Below are 24,797 nucleotides of genomic sequence, written 5' to 3' on the forward strand. Positions count from 1 at the left end.
TCGGGCGCGCGGTAATACCTTTGAAGCATCACCTTGGTTTTGGCTTCTTGGTTAGGCGCCTGCGTTGGTCACGATCTGCAACCAGGCGGCCCGACTTACTTGCGTCGCTTGCCGGGAGAAATGAGTATGTCCGCGGTTTCCCGCGCGGCGTCGAGCACTTCCACCTGCGTGGCGGCGTCGGCCATGGCACGCGATATCGACACCGCCCCAACCATCAGCGCGACGATGCTCCACGCCCGGCGTTCGCGGTCCGCGCCGTCGAGCAACTCCGCCATTCGACCTGCCAACGCGGCGATCTTGTGTTCGTATGCCTCCCGCGTGGCCGAACCCGCCCGTGCCACGTCGGCACTCAGGGTCGGCATCACGCATCCTTCAGCCGGATTGTTGACGTGGTAGGCGCTTAGGTATTCGGCGACAAAGGCTTTCAGTTTGGAGCGGCGCTCGGCCTTGCTGCCGGACTCCGTATCGGAAACGAACGGCTCACCGACGGCGGCCTCGACGATGGCCTCGAGCATCGCTTCCTTGTTGGCGAAATTCGAATAGAACGCCCCCGACGTCACATCGGCCGCGGCGGCCAGCCCGTCCACCCCGATCCCGTTGAAGCCGGCGACCTTCATCGAGCGCGTGCCCCCACGTAGTAACGCGGCGCGCGCTTTGGCCTTCTGGTCTGCGGGGTATCTCATGGCTGTGACTCTTAGTATAACTATCGATATCTTACGATAGAGAGACCGGATCGATCGTCTGTCCGGCACAGGCCAGCGCCGCAGCGATGAACTCGTCGCGCGCCGCGTCCTGGACCGTTGCGTCCCAGGCCAGCACTATCCGGCTGGGCGCGAGGCCATCGGCCGGCACCACCCGCAAGTCCGGCCTTCGGTACGACGTGGTTATGGACCGGGGAAGTACCGCGAAACCGGCGCGCGCGGCGACTAATTCGAGCTTCTGCTCGATCCCGCTGACCGAGGACTGCACCGCCGCGCGGCGCTGCTCCGGGCTGGCGACGGCATACCACTCGGGCACCGACGCGGGGTTCTGCAGCAGCCGCCGCGATGCCAGATCGTGTAGCGATACCGACCGCCGTTCGGCCAGCGGATCACCGGCGGCGAGTACTACGTCACGTGGCTCCTCCAGCAACGGCGCCGTCGCCAGGCCGGACAGGTCGAACGGCGAGCGAGCGTAGACCACGTGCACGTCGCCGCGACGGATCACCTCGGCCTGCTCGTTCCACGTCACCGGCACGATCACCGCGCGCCGCGCCGGGTCACCCGCCTCGAAAGCCCGTGCGGCAGCGGTCGCCAACAGCCCGGGCAGGACCCCGACCTTGATCACGACGGCGGGGGCTTCAGCCTGCGATAGCCGCTGCCGCAGCGCCTGCACCTCGGTAAGCAGGAACCGGCCCTCGTCGAGCAGCCGCGATCCAGCGGGGGTCAGCGTCGTCCCGCGGGTGTCCCGATTGAGCAGCTTGATCCCCAGTTCGCGCTCGAGCGCGCGAATCTGACGCGAGAGCACAGGCTGGGCAATGTGCAGCCGCGCGGCGGCGCGGCCGAAGTTAAGCTCCTCCGCCACGGCGACGAAGTAGCGCAGTTTGCGTATGTCGAGATCCACCGTGGTCATACCGAAAGGGTATCGTGCCTGGACGAAAAGAGTGTTGGACGAGCGAAGCCCACGCCTTGACCCTGGATGCATGAGTCTGTGCAACCAAATCGTCCTGATTATCGGGGGGACGTCGGGCATCGGCCTGGCGGTGGCCGCCGCGGTCGCCGAGCGTGGCGCCACGCCCGTCGTCGCCTCGCGCCGATCATCCAGCGTCGACCGCGCGCTGGGACTGCTGCCCGCCGGGGCTCGTGGCGCAACGGTCGACCTCGCCGACCCCGCATCCATCGAGCGGCTGGCCGAGTGGGCCGGCCCCGTCGATCACGTCGTCTACACCGCGGGCGAGCCGCTAGAGACGGTTCCGTTGGCAAGTCTGACGCCGGACGTCATCGCCGCCTTCTACCAAACCCGCTTCATCGGGGCGTGCAGCACGGTTCGGGTGTTCGGCCGACGACTGGCCGCGGGCGGCTCGATCACGCTGACCAGTGGATCGGCCGCCGAGCAACCGGATTTCGGTGCGTTGCCGGTCAGCCTGTGCGGCGCGATGAACGCGCTGACCGCCGCCCTGGCCGTCGAACTGGCACCGGTGCGGGTCAATAGTGTCGCGCCGGGCATGGTGCGCTCCCCGCTGTGGCGCAACATGGGCGAGGAGGACCGAGAAGCGATGTTTTCCGATGCGGCAGAACGGATTCCGTTAGGCAGGGTCGCCGATGCCGAGGAGGTGGCGCGGGCTTACCTGTTCTGCATCGAGCAGACGTACTCCACCGGAGCGGTCGTCAAGGTCGACGGCGGCAGCGTCCTCGTCTAGACGTCAGCCGTGGTCCAGCGCCGGTGACGCCGTTCGCCACTACCTGGCTTTGCATAACGTCGTCGTGGCGGCGTACCTAGCGGTGCACACCCGCAGTGCGGACCTTCCGTGGCTACTTACCTTCAAAAGCGCTTGCACCAAGCAGATTTCAGGATGCCGGACGCGGCGGCGATACTTTCTTGCAGTGCGGGCAAGGGCTAGCCATAAGATATCGATCGTTATATATTGATCGTTATTCTATGATTCCGAGGGAAGGCAGCATCATGGCAAGCAAGCAGGCGGTCGAGTTCGCCGAGTTCCTGGCCGATATCGGCCGGCGAGCCTCGAATCCCAACTTCGGGCTCGAGACGATTCGTGACGTGACTGAGAACATCCATCAGGCGACCAAGGAACCCGAAGGAGTCACCTATGCCGAGGTCGACGCCGGCGGGGTTGAGGCATTGTGGTGTATTCCTGTCGACAGTGACCCGGAATCGGCTCTCCTGCACACGCATATGGGTGGCAGCGTATTGATGTCGATGCATTCGGACCGAAAGGCCGCCGCGCACATAGCGAAGGCGGCCGGCGCGCGCTCGCTGGTCCTGAACTTCCGTCGTTCTCCGGAGCACAAGTACCCGGCGCAGGTCGAAGACGTGCAACGCGCCTACCGCTGGCTACTCGATCAGGGCTACCGGCCCAACAAGATTGCCAGCGTCGGCCACTCGATCGGCGGCTTTCTCGCGGTCGAACTCGTGCTGCGACTGCGAGATCGGGGTGAGGCGTTGCCTGGCGCGGTATTGTCCATTTCGCCCTGGGCCGACGTCACACTGTCGGGCGAATCCATCGAAACCAACGCCGAGCGGGACAAGCTGCTCACGCGAGGATTGCTCGAGCTGTTCCGGTCCTGCTGGCTCGACGGAACCGATGTGGGATTCGCCGACCCACGGGTGCACCTGCTCGGTGCCGACCTGTCCGGGTTACCTCCACTCGGGGTGTACTACGGCGAGTATGAACTGCTCGCGTCGGACGCCGTCGCCTTCGCCCAAAAGGCAAAGGAGGCAGGCAATGACGTCGTCGTCCGGCGGGTGGAGGAGGGTCAGCATTCTTTCATTATCGGAGCCGGTCGTGTAGATGAGGTGGACCGCGCCATCGCCGAAATGGGTCTTTGGTTGCGCTCTACGCTAGGACTTCAAACCGCGGTGGCGTAGCCTCTACCGCAACAACTCTCGTGAGTTCACCTACGGAGTCGTGACTTCGCGTACGCGCAAAAACTCCGGCCGTTCATTCGACGAGGTGACGGTGCTGCGCGTCGAAGTTCCCGCGGAAACCGCCGCGGGCACGCGTTCAATGGCCGCACTGGGACGTAGATCAATTGAACCGCAGGCCATTTCCGACCGTGACTTTAAGTATCTGCCGCTATACCCAGCAAGAAGTCAGGAGAACTGCGTGAATACTGTGCTCGAGCCGTGGTACGACGTCATCGTGTGCGGTGCTGGGTCCTCAGGATCGGTGATCGCCGGTCGGTTGGCCGAAAACCCCGACGTCAGGGTCCTACTTCTGGAGGCCGGCGGAAGCGACGAGGTTCCCAGCGTAACCGATGCCAGACAGTGGCCATCTAATCTTGGCAGCGAACGTGATTGGGGATTTGTCTCCGATCCGGACCCGCGGCTTCATGGGCGCACGATCCCATTTTCAATGGGCAAAGTACTAGGCGGCGGGTCCAGCATCAACCTGATGATCTGGGCCCGAGGACACCGCAGCGACTGGGACTATTACGCGTCCGAATCCGGCGAGCCCGCCTGGGGATACGAGCCAGTCCTCGATCTTTACCGTCGGATCGAGGATTGGCACGGTGTCGGCGAGCCCAATCATCGGGGCAAGGGTGGGCCGGTATTCGTCCAACCAGCGCCGGACGCTCATCCGCTCGCCGCGGCAACGTTGAAAGCGGCCCGGGCGTTGGGGATCCCGACTTACCAAAGCCCCAATGGCCGCCTGATGGAAGAGACCCGCGGCGCTGCCATTGTCGATCTGCGCTGGCGCGACGAAAAACGCCTATCGGTGTTTCGCACCTACACCGGCCCAGATCAGCAGAATCTGACCGTCGTGCCGCACGCGCTGGTCACTCGCTTGATTTTCGACGGCGAGCGGGCCACCGGTGTCGAGGTCGTCCATGACGGCGCGGTTCATCGGGTGGCTGCTAGTGCGGAAGTTGTCCTGTCGCTCGGTGCCATTCACACGCCCAAGGTTCTGATGCAGTCCGGCATCGGTGATGAAGACGAACTGTGTCGAGTGGGCGTCGCCGTTCGCCAGAACCTGCCCGGAGTGGGGCGCAACCTTCAAGACCACTTCGGGTTCGACTGCGTGTGGGAGTTTCCCGAGACCATCCAGGGCAGCACTCAGGTAGGGACGGCACTATTTTGGGACTCGGGAGCGGCCGACGTCCAAGGACCAGACCTGTTCGCATGTTCCGGACCCTTCCCCAAAGCCACCGCGGAAAACGCTGCGAAATACGGCTTGCCGCAGAGCGGGTGGACCCTGTTCGGCTCACCCACACACCCCCGCAGCCGCGGTCGGCTTCGGCTGTCGAGCAACGACCCGACCGATCCCATCCGGGTCGAAGCCAACGCGCTATCGGATCCCGAAGATCTCAAGACCGCGATCGCTTGCATCGAGACGCTGCGCGAAATCGGCAACTCCCCAGAGCTTCGCCCCTTTGTCGCGCGCGAGGTGATGCCGGGTGACCTGACGGGCGTTGAGTTGGAGAACTATCTGCGTGACGCCGTCACCACATACTGGCACCAATGCGGTACAGCAAAGATGGGCCGCGACTCCATGTCGGTGGTCGACGGACACCTCAAGGTCTACGGCATCGAGGGCCTGCGCGTCGCCGATGCGTCCATCATTCCCCGAATCACGACGTCAAACACCATGGCACCGTGCGTCGTCGTCGGTGAACGCGCCGCTCAATTCATCCAAGCCGAACACCGAATCTGAGATTCCTGCCGGCCGCAGGTCTGAAATGTTCTGCGACACAAGTATCTAACGAACAAAGCAGGGACTTAACGTTGAGTGTGAGGAGAAACCCCATGCTGGAAATGTTCGAGAAGGGGCAAACCAGCGAGCTCCACCGTTACCCGCTGCTTTTCGTTCACGGTGCGTGGCATGGTGGATGGTGTTGGAACGAACATTTTCTGGACTTTTTTGCTAACCGGGGGTTCCGCGCGATTGCCCTGAGTCTGCGTGGGCACGGCTGGAGTCCGATTGAGAGATCGCTTCATACCAGTTCAATTTCAGACTTTCTCACCGACTTAGCATCCGTCGTACAGAACCTTCCCGAGACCCCGGTGTTGGTGGGCCATTCAATGGGCGGTTTCTTGGTTCAGAAGTACCTGGAGACCCACCATCTCCCCGCCGCGATACTTATCGCCTCAACGCCACCGCGAGGACAGCTACACTCCTTGCTGCGGTCGATGCGCCGACATCCTCTACGCTGCACCAGATTTGCGCTCACCGGTAATCCTGCTCACTTGTACGGCTCTACAGCGGGCGCTCGAGCACTGTTCTTCGGCGGCCAGGCTTCCGATTCGCTCGTCGAAGCCGTCACAACGCGACTCCAGCCCGAAAGCGCACGCGCCATCTTTTTCGACATGGTCGCCACCAACTTGGTCAACACCAGGAAGGTAAGCACACCGGTACTTGTGCTGGGCGGACAAGAGGACCGGATCTATGCCACCAGCGACGTGCGCCGAACCGCCAAGGCCTATAACACGGAACCCGTGTTTTTCCCGAAGATGGGACACGAGCTCATGTTGGAACCAGGTTGGGCCACGGTCGCCCACACAATCGCTTCCTGGCTGGGCAACCTACGACTATGACCCTTACGCCTAGCCGTTGTGAGGGGGCTGTTCTCAGGGGCGTGGTGCCGAGGTGGTCGGACCCGGTGTCGGCGCGGGCGGCTGCGGACCGGGCGCACCGGCGCCCGGAGGCTGTCCCGGCGCCGGTGCGCCCGGCGGTGGGCCGAAGTGGAATCCGGGCGGACCGCCGAAGCCGGGGGGCGGTCCCTGATGTTGCCAATTCATCGGACCCATCGGCGCGGCCGCCGGTCCCATGGGTCCCGGTGGCGGCGGGGGTGGTTCGACAGCAAAGGCCCAGAGGAACAGGGACGTCACCGCGCTGGCAAGCGTGCCGACGACTAATCCCCCCACGCCGGCGCCTATTACCGTCGCGGTGGAGTGGCCCCGGCGCTGCGGCGCCGGCTGGGGCACGGCCGGGGCAACAGTCGGCGGGGGATTGGCGACCGAGCCTTGGTCTGTGCCGCGGGCACCGGTGTCTTCGCTGGTCATGCGGACCTCCACTTCCTTCAGTTCGTCGATACCGGGGACGGTAGTGAGCGAAGTTGAAGTGGATCTGAAGAAAGTTATGGCCCTGGGAGTCTGGGCGGCGCCGGTGGGCCGGGTACGACCCCGGGGACTTGGCTGGCGCTCGGCGTCGGAGCAGGGGGTGGAGTTACCGGCGGGGTCGAGGACACCTGCGGGTAGGGCGGCGGCGGCAGCTCAACTCGGACGGTGAATACCAGGCCGGTGATGGCGAAGGCGGCGATCGCGCCAAGCACCGCGCCCGCAAGGCCCGCGCCGATCACCACGGCGGTGGAATGTCGCCCGGGTGCCGCGGCGGCGGCCGGTGGTGCCGCGACTGGCGGCCGATTGGTGTTGCCGGAGGTCATCGCGGCTCCCATGTCGTCGGAAGTGGCTAACCGAGACGGTAATGGTCGGAAACGCCGGAAACTAGCGTTCTTCAGGCTCATCTCAGCGGGACGCGTTAAGAATGGGCTCATGACTGATTGCTCGCGGACCGGCCGGGCCGGCACCCGCTCGGTTGCCGATCAGTTCAGTGTCGGTGCGCCGAGAGTGCTGGTCGTAGAAGACTCCGAGACGATCCGCGAGATGGTCAGTGAGGCGCTGGCCGACGCCGGCTACCTCACCGAAAATCTCTGCGATGGAACCGATTTAGAGGAAGCTCTGGAAGGTTTGCGACCCGATTTGGTGGTGCTGGATGTGATGTTGCCGGGGCGAGACGGGTTCGCCCTCATCGATGTGATCCGGGAATGGGGTGACATCGGCATCGTGTTGATCACCGCTCGCGACGGGTTATCGGATCGATTGCGCGGGCTGGACGGCGGGGCCGATGACTACGTCGTGAAACCATTCGAGCTCGCCGAACTGGTGTCGCGGGTCGGCGCGGTACTGCGCCGACGGGGTCGGTTGCCCCAGGTCGTGCAGGTCGGTGACTTGGTGCTCGACGTCGAGGCGGGCGTCGCCACCCGCAACGGCCAGCCGTTGGACCTGACCGCCACCGAGCTACGGCTGCTGCGGTTTCTGGTGGAACAGCGCGGCCGGATCGTCAGTGCCAACCAGATCCTCAACGCGGTCTGGGGCTATGACGCCTACGACCCCAACCTGGTGCAGGTGCACGTCAGTGGACTGCGGCGCAAACTCGAAGCGCACGGGCCACGGATTCTGCATACCGCTCGCGGCATCGGCTACCGACTGCGTCCGCTGCGGTCATGACCGCAGCGACCGGTTCGCCGCTCGACCCGCCCACCCCGACACCGTCGTTGCAGCGACGTGTGGTCGTCCTGGTGGTGGGTCTGCTGGCGGTGCTGCTGGTCGCCTTGGCCCTCACCATCGACTTCACGTTGGGTCTGCAAGCGCGCCGCAACCTGCACGACCGGCTGGTGGCCGCGACCTCGCGCGCGGATGCGTTGGCCGCGGCGGGGACCTCTCCCAATCTCATTGCCGCTCAGCTCAATGGCGGTAGCGTGCGGGCGCTGGTGGTCACCGCCGACGGCACAGCGTATGGCGACGCGGGAATCAGCCCTGATACCAAGCCGGGGCCGATGACCCCACCACCCGGTCTTCCGCCACCCGAACTTCCGGGGCCTCCGCCGGTCCCGCCAAACGGATTTCCGCCTTTGCCGCCGCCTCCGCCGCCCGGGATGCCGCCCGACGGGACCGCGACGGTGGTGGTGCACCCATTGCCCGACGGGGCGCGGGTCATCCTGGTCGCCGACACCACGCAAACCACCCAAGTGACTCGCCAGCTGCGTCAGCTGATGATCGCCGCGGTGGTGGTGACGTTGGGGGTGGCGGCACTGTTGCTGATTGCGGTGAGCCGGGCGGCCCTGCGGCCGCTGGATAGGCTCACCGCGCTGGCCAAGGACATCACCACTGGAGATCGTGGGCGGCGCCTACGGCCGGACCGATCCGAGACTGAATTGGGTCGTGCGGCAAGCGCATTCGACGGCATGCTGGACGCGCTTGAGCAGTCAGAGACGCGGGCCCGACAGGCCGCGGCGGACGCCCAGCGCGCCGAGGCGCAGACGCGGCAATTCCTCGTGGACGCCGCACACGAGCTCCGCACCCCGATCGCCGGAATTCAGGCTGCCGCGGAGCAACTGGCCGCCCATGATTCGGAGTCCAGCGCGCAGCATCGCCGGGCGAGCCTGCTGCAGTCCGATGCCCGTCGCGCCGGCCGGCTGGTGGCCGACATGCTGGATCTGAGCCGCATCGACGCGGGTCTACCGCTAGACCTGCAAGACACCGATCTATCCGCGATCGTGGATGCCGAAGTGCAGCGTGCGGCGATGCTCGCCCCGCAGCTCGAGGTGATCCGGACGGGCGCTGATGCGGTCCACCTCCGGGCCGATCCGACTCGTATCGCGCAGATCCTGTCGAATCTGCTCGACAACGCACGCAGGTACACCCCACCGGGCGGCTCGATCACCGTCGATTTCAGCACCGGTCTTCGAGCCATCGAGGTGACCGTCACCGACACCGGCCCCGGGGTGCCCGACGACGAGCGTCTGCGCATCTTCAAGCGGTTGGTGCGGTTGGACGCCGGTCGCGCCCGCGACAACGGCGGTGCGGGATTGGGTCTACCGATCGCTCGCGCGCTGGCCCGCGCGCACGGCGGCGAGCTGGAGTGTGTACCGCACGACGGGGGCGCACGGTTCCGATTGAGTCTGCCGATAGCCGGCGGGTGAATAGCGCCAATCGGCGGCCGTTTCTACACTTTTGGCGTGGCTGAGCAGCTTCGGGTAAATACCGCAGAGGTGCGGGTGATGTCGGGACGCTGGGACGGTTTGGCGGGGGAGCTGAAACAGGTTGCAACGCCAGCATGTTCGGGGTTGTCCTGTCAGGCCAGCGCGGTGGCGGTGTCGGCCGCTCATGCTGACGTCGCGGCTTTCCGGGCAGCGTTGGTCGGGCGCATGCGGGCACGGGCAAGCCAAGTCGCCGAGGCCGATGCTGGGTACGTGGCCAATGAGGCAGGATCGGCTGGGAATCTTGCTGCAGTGGTGGTTTAGCGATGGTGACCGTCGGGTCCTTCCCCAGTCTTGCGGAGCTGGTGGCTTGGCCGACCGAACATTTGACGGAGGCGGCCGATTATTGGCACGCCACCGGTGTCCGATGCTATGACATGGCCGACCAGGTGTGGCTCGACTCGATGTCGGTGGACTGGAGCGGCGAGGCCGCCGGCGGCCTGCACGCTCGAACCCTCGCCGACAAGACGACGGTCAGCGCGGTACACGATCAACTAGAGGCAGCAGCGAAGCTTGCTCGCGGTGCCGCATCCGAGCTGTATGCGGCCCGCTCGAGTTTGCAGTATGCCGTCGAGGACGCCCGTACGGCCGGATTCGCTGTGGGGGAGGACCTCTCGGTAACCGATCGCTTCGTCGGAGGTTCGCCGGCGCTCCGGTCAGTGCGAGCAGCCAGAGCGCGTGCGTTGGCGGTCGAGATTCGCGGCCGCGCGCAACAACTCGTGCACCTTGATCAAGACGTGGCCGGGCGAATTACCAACGCGGTGAGCGGGATTGGCGACGTCAAGTTCGGCGCGGGCGGAACCCATGGAAAGCCGTCCGTGCAAGCCGTCGACCACCACGCACCGATACCCGAGCGGCCCAAGGTTGAGCCGGAGCCGCCGCCGGGCGGGTGGAGCAGCGACCCGCTCAAACGGGCGGCTCAGAAGATCGCGTACGGGCATGCTGGTACCGACCATGCCAAGGAATTCCCCGGACTTTCCAAAGACGAGCTGGCGCGAATCGTTGAAGACATGTTCAGGCGGAACTTCGACAATCCCGGCAGCCTCGTGATCGGACGCACCTCGGATGGCGCACCTGTCTTGTACGACCCGAAAACTAACGTGCTGGTCATCCGTGACCCGAAAGCGCTCGACGCTGGGACCGTCTACAAGCCGGATGCGCCCGACATTCCGAAATATGTGGCTGAGAAAGCGCCGACCAGAGTCACCTCGATACCTCCCGGGGAACTGCAGGACGCACCTGCCCGTCCACCAAGTCCCGCACAGCCACGCCCAATTGAGCCACCAGTACGTCCGGCACCACCGGCCGTGAGAACTCCGGGGGCCTTTGGCGGCGGCCCGGTGCCGCCCGAATCCACCCCGCACCCGGTGCATCCACCGCACAGCCACCACGGACCACCGGTCCTCGGTAAGGACGAGCTCCCGGACTTAGATGAGTTCAACGAATCACCATGACGGCACCGGAGAGGTTACCCATATGACCGCGTGGGAGGTGATTGCGTTCGATCTGACCGATGACGAGCGCATGCTGATGCTCCACGGGCTCAACGAGTACCTCAATTCGGCGACAAGAGCTGAACCGCTGTTGGGTCCGATCCTCGGCGTCGCCGGTAGCGACGAGTTCAACACGCTCGTGCAAAGGCTGTACGACGCCATTCGTGAGCAGGCACCGATGTCCAAACTCGACTGGACGCGCGCCTTGTTCCTCACTGAAGTCTCCTGGGCCAGTGAACTGGCCGGTGCCGGAAGCATTCTCGCGGCCAAGGTCCCCGATGAAGTTGCAACTGCGCTGCTGCGTTCAATCCAGCGCGAGGTCATGTTCCTCGGCCGGTATCAAATGCTCCAAGACAACGCGACGTCGGTCGGCCGCACAAAGTGGAGTCTGCCGCTTGTGGGCTCCTCGACGCCGTCTACTCAGCCCAATTCGCGGGTGACGCCCACCGGACGCGCCGTCGCAATCGATCTCACGGACGACGAGCGCTTGCTCATCGTTCATGGTCTGAACGAGTACCGCGGGTCAGCAAAACGAGCAATGCCCTTGTTGACGCCGCTGGTGGGGCTGTCAAATACCGAAGAGTTCCGTGGATTCTTGTCGAGACTCATCGACGGCGTTAAGAGGAAGGAGCCGCTGTCCGACCTTGACTGGGCGCAAGCAGTGTTCCTCACCGAGATCGGCTGGGCTAGTGACGTAGTTGGCTCGGGAATTGACTTCGCGACCAACATTCGCGACGAGAAGGCCGCGCCACTGCTCCGCTCGATCCAGCGGAAGGTCGTCACTCCCGAGCGATCCGCATTGTTCCGAGACAGCGCCTACCGCGTCGCCGAGTAACGCGCGCACCCGATTGGGCACTGTGAGCGCGGCGTCGACGCAACCCGTCAGGAAGCGACGGCAGGCTCCGGCGTGGGATCGTGCGACGACCGGTGCTGCCGCCGGTAGTGCCGGATCTCCAGAATCAACCCGGCCACCCCGAGCGCGCCCGTGCAGACCGACACCAGCACCAGCAGGGGACTGCCGTCACCGGCGAGCGCGTCACCCAAGATCACCACCGCCGAGGTGCCGGGAAGCAGACCAGCCAGTGTGGCCCAGGTGTAAGGCAGCACTCGGATCGACGATGCGCCGGCGGCGTAGTTGATGGCCGAGAACGGGACGGCGGGAATGAAACGCAGCGACAAAATGGACATCCAGCCTCGCTCGCGCAGCCGCAAGTCGAGGCTTTCCATGGCGCGGCGGCGCACCAGGCGGTTGAGTCGCCACCCCGTGGCCCGCACCAGCAGCAGGGCAAGGACCGCGCTCGCCGTGCTGGCGACAACGGCGATCACGATCCCGAACACCGGCCCGAACAACAGCCCGGCGGCCAGCGTGAAGGCGGTCCGCGGAAACGGCGCGACCGTGACGACGATGTGGGCCATTAGAAACGCCAGCGGGAACCATGGGCCCACCGACGTCGCCCAGTCCCGCATCTGCACCGCGGTCGGGAGCGGCACCAGCACCGCTATGGCGATCAGAGCTGTGATTCCGGCCACTGAGGCCAGGAGGCGCAACGGAGACACTTGCCGTGCGACAGCGCCGACGGCGTTGACGACGCCGCGCACCGTACCGGTGGCTTTGCAGGTCGCGGGGGCCGTCACGGGTTCCAAGGGTACGGGCCGAAGGTGAATATCTCGTTGCCCGAGGCTGGCGTTTCCACGCTGGAAAGCACCATTCTGAGCACCTGGGCGACCGGATCGCGACGCTCATCAATTAGCCTTATTAACACTTAACACCCCGGAGCAAAGTCGCTAGTTGCTGGGAAAACAGGAGCAGTCGGTGTCCATTGACGTACCCGAGCTGGCGGACCTAGAACAGGTTCGCGGGCGTTGGCGCAGTGCGGTCGCCGGTGTATTGGCCAAGAGCAGCCGCAAGGACCCAGAAGAGCTGGGGGAGCAGCCCGAGCAGCTGCTGGAGACGCGGACCTATGAGGGGTTCGCCGTTCGGGCGCTGTACACCGCGTTCGACGAGTTGCCCGAGCAGCCCCTTCCGGGCGAGTGGCCGTATGTACGCGGCGGCGACGCGCGGCGCGACGTCAATGCCGGCTGGAAGGTCGCTGAGGCGTATCCGGTCATGGGCACGGCCGCCGCGGACGCCAACGCAGCGTTGCTGGGCGCACTGGGTGACGGTGTCAGCGCGCTGCTGATCCGCGTCGGCGGGTCCGGTGTCCCACCCGAACAGCTCGACGCCCTGCTCAACGGCGTCTACCTCGAGCTGGCGCCGATCATTCTGGACTCCGGCGCCGATTTCGCCGCGGCCAGCGACGTCATGGTCGCCCTGGCGGCCCGGCTGGAACCCGACCAACGGGCGACGCTGTCGATCGACCTGGGCGGTGACCCGCTCACCGCGGCACTGAGCGGGCGTCCCGCTCCATCGGTCGAAGAGATCGTCGCCATCGCCACCCAGGTCGCCGACAACCATGGGATCCGTGCGATCACCGTCGACGGGCCCAGCTTCCACAACCTGGGTGCCAACGCCGCCTGGGAACTGGCGGCCACCATCGGCGCGGCGGTGTCCTATGTCCGGCTGCTCACCGAATCCGGACTCTCGGTCAGCCAGGCGTTGCGACAGATCAGTTTCCGGTTGGCTGCCGACGACGACCAGTTCATGACGATCGCCAAGATGCGGGCCGCGCGGCAGTTGTGGGCACGCGTCGCCGAGGTGGCCGGCGACGCGGACGGCGGCGCGGTGCGCATTCACGCCGAGACGTCGCTGCCGATGATGACCCAGCGCGATCCGTGGGTGAACATGCTGCGCACTACGCTGGCCGCGTTCGGCGCGGGGGTCGGCGGAGCCGACACCGTCCTGGTGTTCCCCTTCGATGTGGCCATTCCCGGCGGCTTCCCCGGAGTGGCGGCCAGTTTCGCGCGCCGCATGGCCCGAAATGTGCAGCTTCTGCTGTTGGAAGAGTCGCACGTGGGGCAGGTATTGGATCCTGGCGGAGGCTCGTGGTTTGTCGAAGACCTCACCGAAGAGTTGGCCCAGCATGCGTGGCAGCACTTCCAGGACATCGAGGCCCGCGGCGGATTCGCCGACGCCCGTGATTACGTCGCCGGCCAGATCGCCGAGATCGCGGCTCGCCGCGCTGAGGACATCGCACACCGCCGTACCGCCATCACCGGTGTCAACGAGTTCCCCAATCTCACCGAACCGCCCAGGGCACAGGACGATTCGACGAACTCGCTGAACCGCGTCGGAAATCTGGTGCGCTACGCCACGCAATTCGAGGCGCTGCGCGACCGCTCGGACGTCTACCTGGCCCGCACCGGGGCGCGGCCTCAGGTGCTGCTGTTGCCGCTGGGCCCGTTGGCCGAGCACAACATCCGGACCACCTTCGCGTCAAACTTGTTGGCGTCGGGCGGTATCGAAGCGATCAACCCGGGCCCAGTCGATGCCGACGGCGTGGGCAACGCCGTCAAGGAGGCACAGTCGCCCTCGGTGGCGGTGGTCTGCGGCACTGACAAGCGCTATCACGAAGAAGCCGCCGGTGTGGTGCGGGCCGCCCGCGCTGCCGGAATATCACGTATCTACCTGGCCGGGCCGGAGAAGGCGATCGGGGATGCCAGCGACCGGCCCGACGACTACCTGACTGCCAAAATCAATGCGGTACAAGCACTCTCGGACCTGCTAACTCGGTTGGGAGCGTAGATGACGACCACAACACCTGTACCCGGCAGCTTCGTCGGCAGCTTCGCCGATGTTCCCCTGCATGGTGAGCGCGCCGCGCAACCGGCCACCGAAGCCGCGGTGCAAGAGTATGTCGCCGCGGCTGCTGCGGCGCACTCGTACACACCCGACCAACTGCAATGGCACACGCCCGAAGGCATCGACGTCAACCCGGTCTACATCGCCGCCGATCGCCGCGCCGCCGAAGCCGACGGCTACCCGCTGCACAGTTTCCCCGGTGAGCCACCCTTCGTCCGCGGGCCCTACCCGACGATGTATGTCAACCAGCCCTGGACCATCCGCCAGTACGCCGGATTCTCCACCGCCGCCGACTCGAACGCCTTCTATCGCCGCAATCTGGCCGCTGGGCAGAAAGGCTTGTCGGTCGCCTTCGACCTGGCGACACACCGCGGCTACGACTCCGACCATCCCCGCGTCCAAGGCGATGTCGGAATGGCCGGGGTGGCAATCGATTCCATCCTCGACATGCGGCAGTTGTTCGACGGGATTGACCTGTCAACGGTGTCGGTGTCCATGACGATGAACGGCGCGGTGCTGCCCATCCTCGCTCTGTATGTGGTGGCGGCCGAGGAGCAGGGGGTGCCGCCGGAGAAGCTGGCCGGCACCATCCAGAACGACATCCTCAAAGAGTTCATGGTGCGCAACACCTACATCTATCCGCCCGAGCCGTCTATGCGCATCATCTCCGACATCTTCGCCTACACCAGCGCCAAGATGCCCAAGTTCAACTCGATCTCCATCTCCGGCTATCACATCCAAGAAGCCGGTGCCACAGCCGATTTGGAGCTCGCTTACACCTTGGCCGACGGAGTCGACTACATCAAGGCGGGCCTGGCCGCCGACCTGGACATCGACAAGTTCGCACCCCGGCTGTCGTTCTTCTGGGGCATCGGCATGAACTTCTTCATGGAGGTGGCCAAGTTGCGGGCCGGCCGGCTGCTGTGGAGCGAGCTGGTCGCCCAGTTCGAACCCAAGAGCCCGAAATCACTGTCGCTTCGCACACATTCCCAGACCTCGGGATGGTCGCTGACCGCTCAGGACGCCTTCAACAACGTCGCACGCACCTGCATCGAGGCCATGGCCGCAACGCAGGGGCACACCCAGTCCCTGCACACCAACGCCCTCGACGAGGCGCTGGCGCTACCCACCGACTTCTCCGCCCGCATCGCCCGCAACACCCAGCTGCTGCTGCAGCAGGAGTCCGGAACCACCAGGCCCATCGACCCCTGGGGCGGTTCGTACTACGTGGAGTGGCTGACCCACCAACTCGCACAGCGGGCGCGGGCCCACATCGCCGAGGTCGCCGAGCACGGCGGCATGGCGCAAGCCATCAATGACGGCATCCCGAAGCTGCGCATCGAGGAAGCCGCGGCACGCACGCAGGCCCGCATCGACTCCGGTCAACAGCCGGTCATCGGGGTCAACAAGTACCAGGTCGACGAGGACCAAGAAGTCGAGGTACTCAAAGTCGAGAACAGCCGGGTGCGCGCCGAGCAGCTGGCGAAACTGCAAGAGCTGCGGGCCAACCGGGACCCGCAGGCGGTCGAGGCAGCTCTGGCGGAGTTGAGTCGAGCCGCCGCGGCGCACGGCCGCGCCGGGGAAGACGGGCTGGGCAACAACCTGCTGGCGCTGGCCATCAATGCGGCGCGCGCCAAGGCCACCGTCGGGGAGATCTCCGACGCGCTGGAGAAGGTCTACGGGCGCCACCAGGCCGAGATCCGTACCATCGCCGGCGTCTACCGTGATGAAGTCGGAAAGGCCGCCAACATCGCTACCGCCACAGAACTCGTCGAGAAGTTCGCCGAGGCCGACGGTCGCCGGCCCCGCATCCTGGTGGCCAAGATGGGTCAGGACGGGCACGACCGCGGCCAGAAGGTGATCGCGACAGCCTTCGCCGACATCGGCTTCGACGTCGACGTCGGGTCGCTGTTTTCCACACCCGAGGAAGTGGCCCGGCAGGCCGCCGACAACGACGTACACGTGGTCGGGGTGTCCTCACTGGCGGCCGGGCACCTGACTTTGGTGCCGGCACTGCGCGATGCGCTGGCCGAGGTGGGGCGACCCGACATCATGGTGGTGGTTGGCGGCGTGATTCCGCCCGGTGACTTCGACGAACTCTACGAAGCCGGGGCGGCCGCTATTTTCCCGCCGGGAACGGTGATCGCCGACGCCGCGGTCGGCTTGTTGCACAAGCTCGCCGAGCGGCTCGGATACGCGCTGGACTGACGCGGTTCCTCCGGTAGATGACGTCTGATAGCAGCCCGGTCGACAAGCTGGTCGCGGCGATCCGCAACGGTGACCGCGCGTCGCTGCCGCGGGCGATCACCCTGCTGGAGTCGACCCGCGCGGACCACCGCGAGCAGGCACAACAGCTGTTGTTGGAGTTACTGCCGGATTCCGGTAACGCCCACCGGGTAGGCATCACCGGGGTGCCCGGGGTCGGGAAATCCACCAGCATCGAAGCCCTCGGCATGCATCTGATCGAACGAGGCCACCGCGTGGCGGTATTGGCCGTCGACCCGTCGTCCACACGCACCGGTGGATCGATTCTCGGTGACAAGACACGGATGGCGCGGTTGGCGATGCACCCTGATGCCTACATTCGGCCGTCGCCGACATCGGGGACCTTGGGTGGGGTGGCAAAGGCCACCCGGGAAACTGTTGTCTTGTTGGAGGCAGCGGGATTTGACGTGATTCTGATCGAAACGGTCGGCGTCGGCCAGTCCGAGGTGGCGGTGGCCAATATGGTCGACACGTTCTTGCTGTTGACGCTGGCGCGCACCGGAGATCAGCTGCAGGGCATCAAGAAGGGTGTCTTGGAGCTGGCCGACATCGTCGTGGTCAACAAAGCCGACGGCGCGCACCTGCGCGACGCGAAGTCCGCCGCCCGCGAGCTCTCGGCGGCGATCCGATTGATCTATCCGCGCGAAAGCCTGTGGCGCCCACCGGTCCTCACCATGAGCGCGGTCGAAGGGACTGGTCTGGCGCAGCTGTGGGAAACCGTCGAGCGGCACCGCGAGGTGCTGAGCGAAGCCGGCGAGTTCGAGGCGCGGCGGCGCGCCCAGCAGGTGGACTGGATGTGGCAGATGGTTCGCGACACGGTGCTCGACCGGGTGCTGTCGAACCCGGCGGTTCGCAAGGCCCGCGGTGACGTCGAACGGCAAGTCCGTGCGGGGGAGTTGACCCCGGCCCTAGCCGCCCAGCAAATAATCGACATCGCGTCGTCCTAACGGATAGGTAAATTAATCTTTGTTTGCGCTTCGCCGGAGTCAATAGGAAGTAAATTCAAAGTTGTGACGGTAGACATAGGAGTCAATCGCCGCGCGGTCCCTTCCCACGACGGCCCTGACGCAGGTCATCGTGTGTTCGGCACGGCGGACTCAAACTTCGGTTGCGTCATTCGTGCCTTCTCCAGCTTGTTTCCCGGTCGTCGGTTCGGCGGCGGCGCTCTGGCTGTCTACCTCGACGGCCAACCGGTCGTCGACGTGTGGACCGGGTGGGCAGATCGTGCCGGTCAGCGGCCGTGGACGGCAGACACTGCCCCGATGGTGTTCTCGGCGACCAAGGGCATGGCCGCTACGGTCATTCATCGCCTGCACGATCGCGGACTGATCGACTACGACGTCCCGGTCGCCGAGTACTGGCCGGAGTTCGCCGCCAACGGCAAGTCACAGTTGACCGTGCGCGAGGTGATGAGACACCGCGCCGGCTTGTCGGGGCTGCGCGGCGCCACCCAAGAAGACTTGCTGGATCACCTGGTGATGGAACAACGACTGGCCGCAGCGCCGCCGGGACGGCTGCTGGGCAAACCCGCCTACCACGCGCTGACGTTCGGCTGGCTGATGTCCGGGCTGGCCCGTGCGGTCACCGGCAAGGGCATGCGCACGCTGTTCCGCGAAGAGCTCGCCGAGCCGTTGGGCGCCGAAGGCATCCATCTGGGCCGGCCACCCGCCGAATCGCCGACCAAGGTCGCGCAGATCATCATGCCGCAGAGCATGCCGGGGCACCCGGCGGTCAACTATGCCGTCCACAAAGCCGCCTCCCGGTTGTCCGGCGGCTTCCGCTCCATGTACTTCGACGGCGTCATGGCCGCGGTGCGGGGCGAGATCCCGCTGCTCGATGCGGAAATGCCGGCTGCCAACGGCGTGGTGACCGCTCGTGCGCTGGCGCGGATGTACGGGGCGATCGCCAACGGCGGCGAGATCGACGGCATCCAGTTCTTGTCCCGTGACCTGGTTGCGGGGCTGACCGGTCGCAAGAGTTTGCGCAGAGACGCAAACCTGTTCTTGCCGTTGTCGTTCCACCTGGGCTACCACTGCCTGCCATTCGGCAATGTGATGCCCGGGTTCGGACATGTCGGGATGGGCGGATCGGTCGGCTGGGCGGATCCGGCAACCGGGATGTCGTTCGCCTACGTGCACAACCGGTTGCTGTCGCCGTTCTTCGCCCTGGATCACGCGGGCCTGGCCACGCTGGGTAACTTGATTCGCCAAGGGGCCAAGCGCGCTCGTAGGCGCGGCTTCGATGCGATCACCGAGTTCGGGTCGCCGCTGAGTGAGCCGGGAGCCGTCGCCGGCTGAGTCATTCGAGGTTTTCGAATGCCGCGATCTGTTGCTGGGTGACCGCTAGCGGGTCCTCGCCGGCGTGCACGCGTCGGTACCAGTCGACAGTCCAGCCCACCGCGTCGCGGAAGCCAAGTCGGTTGCGCCAGGCCAGCTCCCGATGGGCCTTGGTGCTGTCGAGAGCCAGCAGGTTCGCCTCATGCGGGTGCTCACCGGGTTGGCGTTCCCAGTGGGCGCCGCCGCCCCACAGCTCGGCAGCCAGCGTGGCCACCTGACCCACCTCCACGAAGCTGTCGCGGCCCGGCCCGAAATTCCACTCGCCCAACCCAGAGCCGGCTAACAGCGCGTCGGCCAAGGTGAGGTAGCCGTTGAGGCAGTCGAGCACGTGCTGCCAGGGCCGCACTGCGCGCGGGAACCGCAACAGCGGGGCTCGACCATTCGCGTAAGCGGTCATCAGGTCCGGAAAGAGCCGATCGGGACTGACGTCGCCGCCGCCAATGACGTTGCCCGCGCGGGCGATTGCGGTAGGGGAGCCGGGAAAGCTACGGATCCAGGATTGGCTCAACAGATCGGCCATTGCCTTCGACGCACTGTAGGGATCGTCGCCGCCCAGGGGGTCGGTTTCGACGTAGCCGGCCTCCTGATCGACGTTGCGGTAGACCTTGTCGGTGGTGATGACGAGGTGCGCGCGCACGGACGGGGTCGCCGCAACGGCCTCCAGCACGTTCAGCGTGCCCATCGCGTTGGTCTCGTAGGTATAGCGCGGATTGCGGTAGGACTCCCGGACCAATGATTGGGCGGCCAAGTGCAGGACAACGTCCGGAGCCGCCGCCGACACCGCGGCCGCGGTGGCCGGGGCGTCCCTGATGTCGACCCGCAAGTCGCAAACAAGGTGATCGGCGATCCCGGCTCGCTCGAACAAGCTGCGTGGGGTCGGATTCAGCGCGAGCCCGGACACCCGGTGTCCGCGGCTGAGCAGAAGCAGCGCGAGCCACGGTCCTTTGAATCCGGTGTGCCCGGTGATCAGGTAGTGCACGGCTCCCTAGTATTCGGCAGCCTGCGCAGCCCGCTAGACAAGTGGTCGGCTCAACCCACCGCGTCGGGACTGGATATCGAGAACCAGCGATCCAAGATGAGGAACCGGCCGATCCACACCACGCCGAATCCGAGCACCTGAACCACGAACACCGCTGCGCCGCGAACCGCAGAAGTCTGGCCGGTCAGCGCGTTGTCGACCAGGTAAGTCAACGCCGTGGCCAGCGACACCGCCAGCATCACCACTACCCAAAAGACCAGCACCTGTTTGCGCAGATTGTCTGACGACGTGACTCGCCATACGAAGCGCTTGTTGGCGAAGAAATTGGGCACCGTGACGATGGATGCCGCCAACAGTGAGGCTGCGGTGTAGTCGTCAAGCCACGGGCCCAGAAGTTGGATCAAGCCCTGGCCGATCGGTAGGAAGGCAAGCGCCACGGCAAGGTAGCGCAACTTCTTGTGCGCACCCATCGAGTCGGCGCCCGCGATCACGCCCCCCGCGACCTGCATGCACAAGAAAATACTCGCCGAAGCACTTAGTCGTGGCCGAAATGGGCAAGCGATTTCGGCCAGCTGTCCAGAAACCCGACGCCGATTTTGGCCGAAAACGCCACGTGGGCGGTGGGCGATCTTTTAGGCTCCCACCACGGGACGACTGCAAACGAGAACTCGATCTTGTCATGGCCTTCGCGGCGAGGTGGCAAGACGCCGAGGGGGCGCTTCTCATGACAACTCAACCCACAGAACGAGTCTGCATCATCGGCGGTGCCGGACACGTCGGGCTCCCGCTGGCGCTGGTGCTTGCCGACGAGGGGTTCCACGTCGACATCTTGGATACGAACGCGGCTGCTTTGAAGTCCATCATGGCCGGCCGGATGCCGTTCGTTGAAAACGGGGCCGAGGAGCTACTGAAACGTCTGTTGCCGACCGGACGAATCTCGGCGACCACCGACTCCTGGGCAGTCAGAAACTCCGACATCGTGATCTGCGTCGTCGGTACGCCGGTCGACGAATACCTAACACCGCAGGCGCACACGTTCTTTCGCATCATCGACGAGATCAGCCCCTACTTCCGCGACGGACAGACGCTGATACTGCGCAGCACCGTGTACCCGGGACTGAGCCAACGCGTGAACGACATGTTCCGGCAGCGGGGGATCGGCGTCCACGTCACCTTCTGCCCGGAGCGCATCGCCCAAGGCCACTCCATACGGGAGCTCCGGATGATCCCTCAGATCATCAGTGGCTTCGACGAGGAGGGGCGCCGGATCGTCCGCGACTTCTTCTCCCGCATCACCAGCGAGATCATCGAGGTGGAACCGCAGGAAGCCGAGCTGGCCAAGCTGTTCTGCAACAGCTACCGCTATATCCAATTCGCGGTCGCCAACCAGTTCTACCTGCTCAGCCGGGAAGCCGGACTGGACTTCAACCGCGTTCACCATGCGGCTACCTACAAGAACGGTCGCGTCGACAGTATGCCGAAAGCCGGGCTGGCGGCCGGCCCCTGCCTGCTCAAGGACACCATGCAGCTCGCCGCGTTCAGCAACAACAACTTCATGCTGGGACACGCGGCCATGCTGATCAACGAAGGCCAGCCACAATTCATCGTCAATATGCTCAAGCGTCGAGTTGACCTGCGGGACAAGACCGTTGGCATCCTCGGTATGACGTTCAAGGCTGATTGTGATGACACCCGTGACTCGCTCAGCTTCAAACTGCGGCACCTGCTGATGTTGGAAGCGAAGAAAGTGATGCTGCACGATCCATTCCTGGAGGGGCCGGACTACTACCCCCTGGACGCCGTGCTTGGTCGCGCCGATGTGATCGTCGTCGGAGTGCCACACTCGATCTACCGGGGCGTGCAGATCCAGCCGGGCAAGGTCGTCGAAGATGTCTGGGGTTGTTTGGACGTGAGCCAGGTCGAGGAAGGCAATGCCAACGCGACCCCACTGGCGACGCTGGGCACCGGAGCCGCGGCCAAGTGAGAGTTCTCGTAACGGGTAGCGCGGGGTTCATCAACGGCTACGTCGTCGACGAGTTGCTCCGGGCCGGGCACGAGGTCGTCGGAATCGACAACTACTCGAAGTACGGCAAAGTCAAGAAGAGCTATGACGATCACCCGAACTATCACTTCGTCGAGGGAGACGTCAAAGACATCGATCTGATGTTCCGCCTGGTCGAGGGGTGCGACCAGATGGTGGCGAGTGCGGCTCGTATCGGCGGCATCACCTACTTCCACGAGTATGCCTACGACCTGCTAGCCGAAAATGAACGCATCGCCGCGGCCCACTTCGACACGGCGATATACGCCTACCGCAAGGGCTGGCTCAAGAAGATCAACGTGATCAGCTCGTCGATGGTGTTTGAGAACGCCTCCGTGTTCCCGACGCCGGAGAAGCACATCACCGAATGCCCGCCGCCGACAAGCACTTACGGGTTTCAGAAGCTGGCCTGTGAATACTTCGCGCATGGTGCGTATGAACAGTACGGTCTGCCCTACACGATAATCCGGCCCTTCAACTGCGTCGGCACGGGCGAACAGCGGGCACTTGGTGGGCGCGAAATCCCCAGTGGCAATGTCAAATTGGCGATGAGTCACGTGGTACCGGACCTCATTCAGAAAGTCGCAAAGGGTCAAGACCCGTTGCACGTCCTCGGCGACGGCACCCAGGTGCGGCACTACACCTATGGTGGTGACCTGGCTCGCGGCATCCGCACCTGCATGGAACACCCTGCCGCGCTGAACAGCGATTTCAACCTTTCCACGCCGGAGGCCACCACGGTCTTGGAGCTGGCCGAAGTCATCTGGAAGAAGATGCGCCCCGACACCCCGTTCCGCTATGAAAGTGACCCGCCGTTCGAACACGACGTGCAGTTACGCTCGCCGGATGTGCAGAAAGCATCCGAGATGCTCGGGTTCGAGGCGAGGACCACACTCGATTCCATGCTGGACGAAGTCATACCCTGGATCGTCGACGCCGTTGAGGCCGGGACCATCTGACGTGCACTGGCTCGCGCCACTGGAACGCCATGCACATTGCGGGTAAGCCCGACCTCGGGGAGCTCTACCGCAACCGCTTCGGCCATGCCCTCGAATCGCGTTCGGCGATCTGGGCCGTGCTGGTTCGCGACTTCTTTCAAGCCTGGATCCGGCGCAGCGATACCGTCGTAGACCTCGGTTGTGGCTACGGCGAATTCCTCAACCACGTGAGCGCTGCCCGCCGCATCGGTGTCGACTTGAATCCGGACAGCGCCGGCATGCTCGAGACGGGCATCGAATTCCACCACGGCCCAGCCGATGACCTGTCGTTCCTGGACGAGGCGTCGGTGGACGTCGTCTTCACCAGCAACTTGCTCGAACACCTGCGAAGCAAGGAAGACGTCGAGCGCACAATCGCCGAAGCCCGTCGAGTGCTCAAGCCCGGTGGCCACCTGATCGCCATGGGACCGAACATTCGCTATGTCCCCGGCGACTACTGGGACTTCTGGGATCACAATGTGCCGATCAGCGATCGTTCGCTTACCGAGCTGCTCGAGTCGTGTCACTTCGAGATCACCAACAGCTATGACCGCTTTCTGCCTTACACGTCGGCATCCCCGCTGCCGCAAGCGCCGATTCTGGTGCGAATGTATCTGCGTACCCAGCTCGCTTGGCCCATCCTCGGCAAGCAGTTCGTGATTCGCGCTCGTAAAGTGCAGGATCCCACCGCGATTGATCAGCGTCTGGTAAGCGTGGTGATTCCGGTCTACAACGAGGGCGAGAACATCCAGCTCTGCATCAGGCGACTCACCGAGGCCTTGACGGACATGGAGCACGAACTGCTCGTTTGCTACGACTTCGACGAAGACAGCACCCTCGCGGCATTGGCCGCCATGCCCGACAAGCCCGCGACGGTGCGATTGGTGCGCAACTCGTTGGGCAAGGGTGTGGCTAATGCGCTCATCGCCGGATTCGCGGCCGCACGTGGTGATGTCATCGTCACCAGCATGGCTGACCTGTCTGATCCGCCGTCGGTGATTCCGTTGATGGCGGCCAAGATTCGCGAGGGCGCTGACGTCGTCAGCGGTTCGCGCTACATGCCTGGCGGGTCACAGACTGGCGGTCCGCGTTTGAAGACACTGATGTCGCGCACGGCCGGGCTGAGTCTGCACTACGTCGGCGGAGTGCCGACGCACGATGCCACCACGAACTTTCGCGCCTACAGCCACCGATTTCTTCAGCAGGTCCCGGTCGAGAGTGTGCGTGGCTTCGAAGTGGGATTGGAGCTAACGACCAAGGCTCACCTCCTCGGGTATCGAGTCGATGAGATCCCCAGCAGTTGGGAGGATCGCACCGCGGGGGAAAGCAAATTCGATCTGGTGGGCTGGTTGCCCGCGTATCTGCATTGGTATGGGCTGGCCATGCGCCGTCCCGTGCTGCGCTTGGCTGGCGGAGGTCTCGCCTCGTTAGGGGCAGCAGGCCTCTTGCGGCGACGTCAGCGCGGTGACCGCCGGAAGTGAAGGCGCAAGG

General features: G+C 64.8%; 22 protein-coding genes and 1 pseudogene. 16 read left to right on the forward strand and 7 right to left on the reverse strand.

What is annotated here, in order from left to right:
• Positions 1-95: 95 nt before the first annotated feature.
• Positions 96-683, reverse strand: coding sequence for a TetR/AcrR family transcriptional regulator (locus I2456_RS11335; RefSeq protein ID WP_068031910.1), 588 nt, complete (start codon positions 681-683; stop codon positions 96-98).
• Between the two features lie 31 nt (positions 684-714).
• Positions 715-1,611 (reverse strand): LysR family transcriptional regulator, encoded by an 897-nt coding sequence (locus I2456_RS11340; RefSeq protein WP_085075746.1) that lies wholly within the window; start codon positions 1,609-1,611, stop codon positions 715-717.
• Between the two features lie 70 nt (positions 1,612-1,681).
• Between I2456_RS11340 and I2456_RS11345 the strand changes: the two genes are divergently transcribed.
• The 4 genes from I2456_RS11345 (at position 1,682) to I2456_RS11360 (ending at position 6,252) form a co-directional block, all read left to right on the forward strand.
• On the forward strand, positions 1,682-2,398 hold the full coding sequence (locus I2456_RS11345) for an SDR family oxidoreductase (RefSeq protein WP_139823343.1): 717 nt from the start codon (positions 1,682-1,684) through the stop codon (positions 2,396-2,398).
• Between the two features lie 263 nt (positions 2,399-2,661).
• Positions 2,662-3,585 carry an alpha/beta hydrolase fold domain-containing protein gene (locus I2456_RS11350; RefSeq protein ID WP_085075796.1) on the forward strand — a complete coding sequence of 308 codons (924 nt, stop codon included), beginning with the start codon at positions 2,662-2,664 and terminating at the stop codon, positions 3,583-3,585.
• Between the two features lie 238 nt (positions 3,586-3,823).
• Entirely contained in the window at positions 3,824-5,371 is a 1,548-nt protein-coding gene (locus I2456_RS11355; protein WP_139823342.1) for a GMC family oxidoreductase, read from the forward strand.
• 92 nt (positions 5,372-5,463) lie between these two features.
• Positions 5,464-6,252, forward strand: coding sequence for an alpha/beta hydrolase (locus tag I2456_RS11360; RefSeq protein ID WP_085075745.1), 789 nt, complete (start codon positions 5,464-5,466; stop codon positions 6,250-6,252).
• 33 nt (positions 6,253-6,285) lie between these two features.
• Here I2456_RS11360 and I2456_RS11365 read toward each other — a convergent pair whose 3' ends face one another.
• Together I2456_RS11365 and I2456_RS11370 are read right to left on the reverse strand one after the other, a co-directional pair.
• Positions 6,286-6,720, reverse strand: coding sequence for a hypothetical protein (locus I2456_RS11365; RefSeq protein ID WP_241007921.1), 435 nt, complete (start codon positions 6,718-6,720; stop codon positions 6,286-6,288).
• Between the two features lie 74 nt (positions 6,721-6,794).
• Positions 6,795-7,100, reverse strand: coding sequence for a hypothetical protein (locus I2456_RS11370; RefSeq protein WP_139823341.1), 306 nt, complete (start codon positions 7,098-7,100; stop codon positions 6,795-6,797).
• Positions 7,101-7,209: 109 nt separating this feature from the next.
• On the opposite strand from I2456_RS11370, the gene I2456_RS11375 reads away from it, so the two are divergent.
• The 5 genes from I2456_RS11375 to I2456_RS11395 are packed head-to-tail and all read left to right on the forward strand — an operon-like array spanning position 7,210 to position 11,804.
• On the forward strand, positions 7,210-7,944 hold the full coding sequence (locus I2456_RS11375; RefSeq protein WP_085075794.1) for a response regulator transcription factor: 735 nt from the start codon (positions 7,210-7,212) through the stop codon (positions 7,942-7,944).
• Positions 7,941-9,419 (forward strand): sensor histidine kinase, encoded by a 1,479-nt coding sequence (locus I2456_RS11380; protein ID WP_085075744.1) that lies wholly within the window; start codon positions 7,941-7,943, stop codon positions 9,417-9,419. Before I2456_RS11375 ends, I2456_RS11380 begins: the two co-directional genes overlap by 4 nt.
• Positions 9,420-9,455: 36 nt before the next feature.
• Entirely contained in the window at positions 9,456-9,740 is a 285-nt protein-coding gene (locus tag I2456_RS11385) for a hypothetical protein (RefSeq protein ID WP_308203653.1), read from the forward strand.
• A gap of 2 nt (positions 9,741-9,742) precedes the next feature.
• The gene (locus I2456_RS11390) at positions 9,743-10,930 is read left to right on the forward strand and encodes a hypothetical protein (protein WP_085075743.1); all 1,188 of its coding nucleotides are present in this window, start codon (positions 9,743-9,745) and stop codon (positions 10,928-10,930) included.
• 22 nt (positions 10,931-10,952) lie between these two features.
• A complete protein-coding gene (locus I2456_RS11395; protein ID WP_085075742.1) occupies positions 10,953-11,804 on the forward strand; it encodes a hypothetical protein in 852 nt (283 codons plus the stop codon).
• Between the two features lie 47 nt (positions 11,805-11,851).
• Here the strand turns inward: I2456_RS11395 and I2456_RS11400 are convergent, their stop codons facing one another.
• Positions 11,852-12,604: a TVP38/TMEM64 family protein gene (locus tag I2456_RS11400; protein WP_068031947.1), complete on the reverse strand. Its 753-nt coding sequence runs from the start codon at positions 12,602-12,604 to the stop codon at positions 11,852-11,854.
• A gap of 178 nt (positions 12,605-12,782) precedes the next feature.
• On the opposite strand from I2456_RS11400, the gene mutA reads away from it, so the two are divergent.
• From mutA to lipL, 4 genes and pseudogenes are all read left to right on the forward strand, one after another.
• On the forward strand, positions 12,783-14,651 hold the full coding sequence (mutA, locus tag I2456_RS11405; protein ID WP_085075792.1) for a methylmalonyl-CoA mutase small subunit: 1,869 nt from the start codon (positions 12,783-12,785) through the stop codon (positions 14,649-14,651).
• On the forward strand, positions 14,652-16,916 hold the full coding sequence (gene scpA / locus I2456_RS11410) for a methylmalonyl-CoA mutase (protein WP_085075741.1): 2,265 nt from the start codon (positions 14,652-14,654) through the stop codon (positions 16,914-16,916). It abuts the gene before it with no gap.
• A gap of 17 nt (positions 16,917-16,933) precedes the next feature.
• A pseudogene (gene meaB / locus I2456_RS11415) lies at positions 16,934-17,931 on the forward strand (methylmalonyl Co-A mutase-associated GTPase MeaB).
• Positions 17,932-17,983: 52 nt separating this feature from the next.
• Entirely contained in the window at positions 17,984-19,270 is a 1,287-nt protein-coding gene (gene lipL, locus I2456_RS11420) for an esterase/beta-lactamase LipL (RefSeq protein ID WP_085075739.1), read from the forward strand.
• Between the two features lies 1 nt (position 19,271).
• On the opposite strand, the gene rfbG is transcribed toward lipL, so the two are convergent.
• Both rfbG and I2456_RS11430 read right to left on the reverse strand, forming a co-directional pair.
• Complete coding sequence (gene rfbG, locus I2456_RS11425) at positions 19,272-20,288, reverse strand: CDP-glucose 4,6-dehydratase (protein WP_085075738.1); 1,017 nt, start codon at positions 20,286-20,288, stop codon at positions 19,272-19,274.
• A gap of 50 nt (positions 20,289-20,338) precedes the next feature.
• A complete protein-coding gene (locus I2456_RS11430) occupies positions 20,339-20,797 on the reverse strand; it encodes a GtrA domain-containing protein (protein WP_085075737.1) in 459 nt (152 codons plus the stop codon).
• A gap of 215 nt (positions 20,798-21,012) precedes the next feature.
• Here I2456_RS11430 and I2456_RS11435 point away from each other — a divergent pair, with 215 nt between their 5' ends.
• The 3 genes from I2456_RS11435 to I2456_RS11445 are packed head-to-tail and all read left to right on the forward strand — an operon-like array spanning position 21,013 to position 24,787.
• Positions 21,013-22,272, forward strand: coding sequence for a nucleotide sugar dehydrogenase (locus I2456_RS11435; RefSeq protein WP_068031965.1), 1,260 nt, complete (start codon positions 21,013-21,015; stop codon positions 22,270-22,272).
• The gene (locus I2456_RS11440) at positions 22,269-23,288 is read left to right on the forward strand and encodes an NAD-dependent epimerase/dehydratase family protein (RefSeq protein WP_068031968.1); all 1,020 of its coding nucleotides are present in this window, start codon (positions 22,269-22,271) and stop codon (positions 23,286-23,288) included. The genes I2456_RS11435 and I2456_RS11440 overlap by 4 nt, the downstream gene beginning before the upstream one ends.
• 29 nt (positions 23,289-23,317) lie before the next feature.
• Positions 23,318-24,787 (forward strand): glycosyltransferase, encoded by a 1,470-nt coding sequence (locus tag I2456_RS11445; protein ID WP_085075736.1) that lies wholly within the window; start codon positions 23,318-23,320, stop codon positions 24,785-24,787.
• The last annotated feature ends 10 nt before the right edge of the window (positions 24,788-24,797 follow it).

Origin of the sequence: Mycobacterium kubicae (assembly GCF_015689175.1) — a bacterium.
GTDB classification, from domain to species: Bacteria; Actinomycetota; Actinomycetes; order Mycobacteriales; family Mycobacteriaceae; genus Mycobacterium; species Mycobacterium kubicae.

What these genes read in the sequence shown, in the direction of transcription:
- scpA (WP_085075741.1), top strand. Translation starts at nt 14,652, where the DNA reads ATGACGACCACAACACCTGTACCCGGCAGCTTCGTCGGCAGCTTCGCC.
- I2456_RS11390 (WP_085075743.1), top strand. Translation starts at nt 9,743, where the DNA reads ATGGTGACCGTCGGGTCCTTCCCCAGTCTTGCGGAGCTGGTGGCTTGG.
- I2456_RS11435 (WP_068031965.1), top strand. Translation starts at nt 21,013, where the DNA reads ATGACAACTCAACCCACAGAACGAGTCTGCATCATCGGCGGTGCCGGA.
- I2456_RS11395 (WP_085075742.1), top strand. Translation starts at nt 10,953, where the DNA reads ATGACCGCGTGGGAGGTGATTGCGTTCGATCTGACCGATGACGAGCGC.
- I2456_RS11340 (WP_085075746.1), bottom strand. Translation starts at nt 1,611, where the DNA reads ATGACCACGGTGGATCTCGACATACGCAAACTGCGCTACTTCGTCGCC.
- I2456_RS11430 (WP_085075737.1), bottom strand. Translation starts at nt 20,797, where the DNA reads ATGCAGGTCGCGGGGGGCGTGATCGCGGGCGCCGACTCGATGGGTGCG.
- I2456_RS11445 (WP_085075736.1), top strand. Translation starts at nt 23,318, where the DNA reads ATGCACATTGCGGGTAAGCCCGACCTCGGGGAGCTCTACCGCAACCGC.
- I2456_RS11365 (WP_241007921.1), bottom strand. Translation starts at nt 6,720, where the DNA reads ATGACCAGCGAAGACACCGGTGCCCGCGGCACAGACCAAGGCTCGGTC.
- I2456_RS11345 (WP_139823343.1), top strand. Translation starts at nt 1,682, where the DNA reads ATGAGTCTGTGCAACCAAATCGTCCTGATTATCGGGGGGACGTCGGGC.
- I2456_RS11375 (WP_085075794.1), top strand. Translation starts at nt 7,210, where the DNA reads ATGACTGATTGCTCGCGGACCGGCCGGGCCGGCACCCGCTCGGTTGCC.
- I2456_RS11370 (WP_139823341.1), bottom strand. Translation starts at nt 7,100, where the DNA reads ATGACCTCCGGCAACACCAATCGGCCGCCAGTCGCGGCACCACCGGCC.
- I2456_RS11350 (WP_085075796.1), top strand. Translation starts at nt 2,662, where the DNA reads ATGGCAAGCAAGCAGGCGGTCGAGTTCGCCGAGTTCCTGGCCGATATC.
- I2456_RS11335 (WP_068031910.1), bottom strand. Translation starts at nt 683, where the DNA reads ATGAGATACCCCGCAGACCAGAAGGCCAAAGCGCGCGCCGCGTTACTA.
- I2456_RS11380 (WP_085075744.1), top strand. Translation starts at nt 7,941, where the DNA reads ATGACCGCAGCGACCGGTTCGCCGCTCGACCCGCCCACCCCGACACCG.
- I2456_RS11360 (WP_085075745.1), top strand. Translation starts at nt 5,464, where the DNA reads ATGCTGGAAATGTTCGAGAAGGGGCAAACCAGCGAGCTCCACCGTTAC.